General features: G+C 65.5%; 5 protein-coding genes. All 5 read right to left on the reverse strand.

Annotated elements, in window-relative coordinates; all coding sequences use genetic code 11:
- Positions 1 to 236: 236 nt before the first annotated feature.
- On the reverse strand, positions 237 to 956 hold the full coding sequence (locus AC1DS3_RS33150) for an anaerobic ribonucleoside-triphosphate reductase activating protein (RefSeq protein WP_477128820.1): 720 nt from the start codon (positions 954 to 956) through the stop codon (positions 237 to 239).
- Positions 940 to 1152, reverse strand: a complete 213-nt coding sequence (gene nrdD / locus AC1DS3_RS33155) for an anaerobic ribonucleoside-triphosphate reductase (protein ID WP_441639966.1) — start codon at positions 1150 to 1152, stop codon at positions 940 to 942. Before nrdD ends, AC1DS3_RS33150 begins: the two co-directional genes overlap by 17 nt.
- 65 nt (positions 1153 to 1217) lie before the next feature.
- On the reverse strand, positions 1218 to 3248 hold the full coding sequence (locus AC1DS3_RS33160; protein WP_477109525.1) for a ribonucleoside triphosphate reductase: 2031 nt from the start codon (positions 3246 to 3248) through the stop codon (positions 1218 to 1220).
- A gap of 157 nt (positions 3249 to 3405) precedes the next feature.
- A complete protein-coding gene (gene nirK, locus AC1DS3_RS33165; protein WP_477128821.1) occupies positions 3406 to 4905 on the reverse strand; it encodes a copper-containing nitrite reductase in 1500 nt (499 codons plus the stop codon).
- 41 nt (positions 4906 to 4946) lie between these two features.
- Positions 4947 to 6380, reverse strand: a 1434-nt coding sequence (locus AC1DS3_RS33170; RefSeq protein WP_477128822.1) for a cbb3-type cytochrome c oxidase subunit I, incomplete at its 5' end; no start/stop codon positions are given.

Raw genomic sequence — 6380 nt, forward strand, 5'->3', positions numbered from 1 at the left:
GCGCAGGGCTTCCCTGATCGGCATGCGCCACGCCTCTGGACCCTGGTAATCGAACCTGTCCGTCGCGTTCGAACTTTGTCTGGTGAGCATGCTGGCCTCCTTGCGCATTCCCGTTGGTTTCCTGTTGGTTTCCAGTTGGTTTCCTGTCACGCGTCATCCCATCGTAGTACGGACCACGCTGGCTGCGTGGCCCCTACCCGCCGATCGATTGACATAGCGCAATGCCGACGCTTCCGTCACGCCTTGCGCAGCGTGAAACTGCTGAAGTGCGATGCCAGCCGGTCGATATCGCGGCGGTCAAGCGAGGCGCTCGCGCCGCTGCCGCGGCACGCCTGCAACGCCCAATGCGTCACGCCAAGCGCGGCGATTCTCTGCGCCAGCGCATGCAGCTCGGCGATATCGAACAGGCCGGYGTGCCAGGTGGTGCGGCACTCGCCGGCCACGCCGCTGGCAAGCCACCGGCGCAGCGATTCCCAAGCCCTCTCCCCGCTGCCCGGCACCCGTGTCATGGCGTCATAGCGATGCAGGGGTGCCTTGAGATCGAGGCCGATCCAGTCCAGCCGGGGCAGGATGGCGGCCAGGCGATCGGGGTACATGCCGGCGGTGTGCAGCGCGACCTCGAAGCCCCTGGCCCGCACGTCCGCGATGGCGCCGGCCAGGGCCGCCTGCAGCGTTGGCTCGCCCCCGGAAAACACCACGCCGTCGAGCAGGCCCTGCCGCGTTTGCAGGAAGGCCAGCACGTCCGTCCAGGCGACGGCGGACGGTGCGCCGGCATCCAGCAGGTCCTGGTTGTGGCAATAGCCGCACCGCCAGGGACAGCCCTGGCAGAACACGACGGCGGCCAGACGGCCGGGGAAATCGATCGTGGTCAGCGGCGTCATGCCGCCAACGCGCAACGTGGCCGAGTCGTGCCGGCGCCGGGCCGCCGCCGCGCGTACGTCAGGCGTCGGTGGCATGGGGCTGCGTGAAGAAGCGCCGCTCGCGGTGCTCGCCCTGCTTGCCGGTGTTGAAGCTGGAGACCGGCCGGTGGTAGCCCATCACGCGGGTCCAGACCTCGCAGGGTTGCCGCTCCTCGTCGCGCAGCACGGCGCTGCAAGGTTGGGATGGCGTGGATGGCGAGGATTGAAATTGGTGAGTCGATTGGTGCGTCATCAGATTTACTCCGTCTTGAGAGTGGGTTGAAAAAACAAGGGCACGAGAAGAACGGCTGATCCTGGTCAAGCGGCGATCCGGTCCCGCTTGCGCGCGAGGATCTCTTCATCGCAGCGCGGGCAGAACGGATGCTCGCCGGCGAGGTAACCGTGCGTGGGGCAGATCGAGAACGTCGGCGTCACCGTGATGTACGGCAGGCGAAAGCGCGTCAGCGCGCGCCGCACCAGTTCGCGGCAGGCCTCGCCGCTGGACAGGCGCTCGCCCATATACAGATGCAGCACCGTGCCGCCGGTGTACCTGGACTGCAAGACCTGTTGCCGCGCCAGCGCCTCGAAGGGGTCGTCGGTCCATCCCACCGGCAGTTGCGAAGAGTTTGTGTAGTAGGGCTGTGCCGCCGTGCCGGCCTGGCGGATCTCCGGCCAGCGCTTGCGGTCTTCGCGGGCAAAGCGGTATGTCGCCCCCTCGGCCGGCGTGGCTTCGAGATTGTAGAGATGGCCGGTTTCCTGCTGGAAGGCCACGATGCGCTCGCGCACGTGTTCCAGCAGGCGCAGCGCGAAGGCATGGCCCCATTCCGAGGTGATGTCGTGCAGGTCAGCGGTGAAGTTGCGGATCATCTCGTTGATGCCGTTCACGCCCAGCGTTGAAAAATGATTGCGCAAGGTGCCGAGGTAGCGCTTCGAATAGGGGAACAGCCCCTGATCCATCAGGCGCTGGATCAGCTTGCGCTTGTTCTCCAGGCTCTCTTTGCCCAGTTCGAGCAGACGGTCCAGCGCGCGCAGCAGCGCCGCTTCATCGCCGGCATGCAGGTAGCCCAGGCGTGCGCAATTGACCGTGACCACGCCCACGCTGCCGGTCTGCTCGGCACTGCCGAACAGGCCGTTGCCGCGCTTKAGCAGCTCGCGCAGGTCCAGCTGGAGCCGGCAGCACATGGAGCGCACCATATTTGGCTCCAGCTCCGAGTTGATGAAATTCTGGAAGTACGGCAGCCCGTACCTCGCCGTCATCTCGAACAGCCGCGTGGCATTCTCCGATTCCCACGGAAAATCGCGCGTGATGTTGTAGGTCGGGATGGGGAAGGTAAACACCCTGCCCTTGGCATCGCCCGCCGTCATCACCTCGATATAGGCGCGGTTGATCAGGTCCATCTCTTCCTGCAATTCGCCGTAGGTGAACGGCATCTCCTGGCCGCCGATGACCGGCAGCTGTTCGCGCAGGTCGTCGGGACAGGTCCAGTCGAAGGTCAGGTTGGTAAATGGCGTTTGCGTGCCCCAGCGCGACGGCACGTTCAGGTTGTAGATCAGCTCCTGGATGCACTGGCGCACCTGGGCATAGGACATGGCGTCCTTGCGCACGAATGGCGCCATATAAGTGTCGAACGACGAGAACGCCTGCGCACCGGCCCATTCGTTCTGGAGCGTGCCGAGAAAATTGACGATCTGCCCCACGGCCGACGACATGCGCCTGGCCGGCCCCGCTTCCACCTTGCCCGGCACGCCGTTGAAGCCCTCATGCAGCAGCGTGCGAAGCGACCAGCCGGCACAGTAGCCGCTGAGCATGTCGAGATCGTGGATATGGATATCGCCGTTGCGGTGGGCCTCGCCGATTTCCGGCGCGTAGACATGGGACAGCCAGTAATTGGCGGTAACCTTGCCCGCCACGTTCAGGATCAGCCCGCCCAGCGAGTAGCCCTGGTTGGCATTGGCATTGACGCGCCAGTCCGCCTTGCTCAGGTATTCGTTGATCGACGCCTCCACGTCGACCAGGGCCTTGCGGTCCTCGCGCAACCTGGCGTGCTGGCCACGATAGGCAATAAACGCGCGCGCCGTGTTGCTGTAGTTGGCGGCAATCAGCACCTGCTCGGCCACATCCTGAATCTGCTCGACACCGGGTGTCTGGTCATGGAAGCGGTGCGCCAGGACCCTGCACACCTGCTCGGCCAGGCTGGCTGCCTGCGCTTCGCCGAATTCGCCGGCCGCGGCGCCGGCGCGGCGCAATGCGGACCGGATGCGCTCGATGGCGAAAGCGGTTCTTTCTCCATCGCGCTTGACGACCTCCCCGGGCAGGCTGGCAACGACGGCTTCCGTACTGTGTTCCATATCTTCTCCCAACAGCATTCACATTCACACTAGATGTGGGATAGAGCGTACCGGGCAAACACTATATGTAGATTGACGGCGGGCAAGCGTATGCCATCTTTTCCAGTCTTTTCCAGTCTTTGCCGGCGGCACGGGAGTCCGCGCCGCCGGACTGGCTTCAGCGCGTAGTGCCCTCCCGGTAGATCGCCGGGTCGGCCTTGCCGGCGACATCCAGCACGCCGACCAGGCCCTTGCCGGCACGGGACAGCGCATGGTCCACCAGCAGGTAGCTGCCGGGGTACTGCACTTTCAGCTCGACGATCGTGGCGCCGCCGGGCGGCACCAGGGTGGTCTGCACATCGTGCTTGATGCTGCTCAGCGAGCCCTCGCTGTAGACCGTATCGAATACCTCGCCGATCACGTGGAACGATGACACCTTGTTGGGACCGCCCACGCCGAAATAGATGCGCACCGTCTCACCCACGTTGGCAAGCAGCTTGTGGGTCTTGGACAGCGAGCCGACCGCGCCGTTGAAGACGTAGTAATCCGGCAGCTCGGCGGCCATCTTTTCGAGGTCGGCTTCCTGGTGCACGGGCGCGCCATGCGGCCGCGTGGTGTACATCTCGCCCTGCATCACGTAGTACTCGCGATCGACCTTCGGCAAGCCACCCTCGGGCTCGACCAGGATCATGCCGTACATGCCCGCCGCGATGTGCTGAGGCACCAGCGGCGTCGCGCAGTGGTAAACGTACAACCCCGGATTGAGCGTCTTGAAGGTGATCGTCTTCTCCTGCCCCGGCGCCACCTGCGTATGCGCGCCGCCGCCGTGCCCGCCGGTGACCGCGTGCAGGTCGATGGAGTGGATCATCTTGCTGTCGCGGGCATTGGCCAGCGTCAGCTCGATGGTGTCGCCTACCTTGGCGCGCAGCATCGGCCCGGGCACCTTGCGGTCGAAGGTCCAGTAGGTGAACGAGGTGCCATCGTCGAGATGCCCGGCCAGCTCGACCGTCTCCATGCGGTACTTCAGTGTCTGCGGGGCGCGCGCGCCGATGGGCGCGGGCACGGCGGCGGGATCACCCGCGACGCTGACGGCGGCCGGGTCGGGTGCGCGCGGCGACGCTGCCGCCACGGTGTACAGGGCAGTGGCCGAGCGGCCGGCCTCGCCCTGCGCCGAGGCGGGCGTGCTGGCCGTGCCGCCGACCTCGAACACGCCTTCCATGCCGATCTGCCGGTGGCCGGCCACGGTGCAGATGTAGACGAACTTGCCCGGCTGCGTCACGGTAAAGCGCAATGTCGCCGGGCCGGTGGCGGCGCTGAAACGCTTGGATGCGACGTTCAGCCCGGGAATGGCGAGGTCATGTTCGGCACCCTCGCCGCTGGCGATGGAGATCTCCACCGTATCGCCGACTTCCGCGCGCAGTACGGGGTTGACCTTGCCCGCCTGGTCGACGAACACCATCTTGCCGTCGACGATATTGGTTTGCAGGTCGTAGCGCTTGAGGCCAGCCTGCGCGACACCGACCGGTCCACGATCGTCAGGCGCTTGCCCGGGTGCGGCCGCCAGGCCGCCCGTGGACAGTGTGCCCGCCAGCACTGCGGCGGCAATGGAAATGGAAACGGGAGAGAAGAAGCGGCGTGTTTTCATGATGATGTTGTTCTTGTTGTTGACTTCAACCAAAGCGGGTTGCCGCGGCAGGTCCGCCGCAACCCGCTGCCTGCTCACTGTTGCGCTGCGTTCAGGCGCCTTTCCGGCGCAGTCAGCGCCGGTGCCTTGCCGGCGAGGCCCAGTACCACTTGCAGCGCCATCGAGAGCGCGCCGGCGATGAACACCACGTCGCCGAAGGTGCGCACCCAGCGCAGCGTCTGCAGGATGGGCTGCTGCATGAAGGCCTCGCTGCGCGCATACCACAGCCCCTGGCTGACGCTGGCGTGGAACTGGATGATGCCGATGGGCAGCRGGCTGGTGCCGATCATCAGGACCAGGCCCGCGTTGAGCCCCCAGAACGCCGTCTTCATCAAGCCTTGGTTCAGCGCATAGGCAGGCCGTATATAGCGCAGCACCAGCAGCGTGAAGCCCAGCGCCAGGAAGCCGTAGACGCCGAACAGCGCGGCATGGGCATGCACCGGTGTGGTGTTCAGGCCCTGCACGTAATACAGCGAGATCGGCGGGTTGATCATGAAGCCGAATACGCCGGCGCCCAGCATGTTCCAGAACGCCACGGCGACGAAGCACATCAGCGGCCACTTCAGGCTGGCCATCCACGGTGCGCGGTCCTTCAGGCGCCAGTTCTCCCAGGCTTCGTGGCCCAGCACGATCAGCGGTACGACTTCGAGCGCGCTGAAGCTGGYGCCCACCGCCATCACCGGCGTCGTGGTGCCGGCGAAGTAGAGATGGTGGAAGGTGCCAGGCAAGCCGCCCAGCATGAACAGCGACGCCGATGCCAGGCTAGCCGCCGTGGCCATCGGCCGCGACACCAGGCCAAGCGTGGAGAAGATAAAGGCCAGCGCCGTGGTGGCGAACACTTCAAAGAAGCCCTCGACCCACAGGTGCACGACCCACCAGCGCCAGTACTCCATCACCGACAGGTTGGTGCGCTCGCCGTAGAACAGGCCGGCCCCGTAGAACAGGCCGATGGCCACCACCGAGGATGTCAGCAAGGCCAGCAGGTTCTTGTCGCCGCCCGGCGTGCGCAGCGCCGGCGCGATGGCGCGCAGCATCAACACCAGCCAGAACAGGATGCCGGCGAACTTGCCGATCTGCCACAGGCGGCCCAGGTCGACGTACTCGTAGCCTTGATGCCCCAGCCAGAAGTTCAGGTTCTCGGGCATGACCTGCGCGATCGCCAGGTAGTTGCCGGTAAACGAGCCCACCACCACGACCACCAGGGCCCAGAACAGCACGTCCACGCCAAGCTTCTGGTACTTCGGGTCCTTGCCGCCGTTGATGAGCGGCGCCAGGAACAGGCCGGCGGCCAGGAAGCCGGTGGCGATCCAGAACAGCGCGCTCTGGATGTGCCAGGTGCGCAGCAGCGTGTACGGGAACCACTTCGACAGCTCAAGGCCGTAGAACTTCTGCCCTTCCACCGTGTAATGGGCCGTCAGGCCGCCGATCAGCACCTGGAACACGAACAGCGCCACCACCAGGAACAGGTA

The organism is Cupriavidus sp. 01L46 (genome assembly GCF_056399905.1).

What these genes read in the sequence shown, in the direction of transcription:
- nrdD (WP_441639966.1), bottom strand. Translation starts at nt 1,152, where the DNA reads ATGACGCACCAATCGACTCACCAATTTCAATCCTCGCCATCCACGCCA.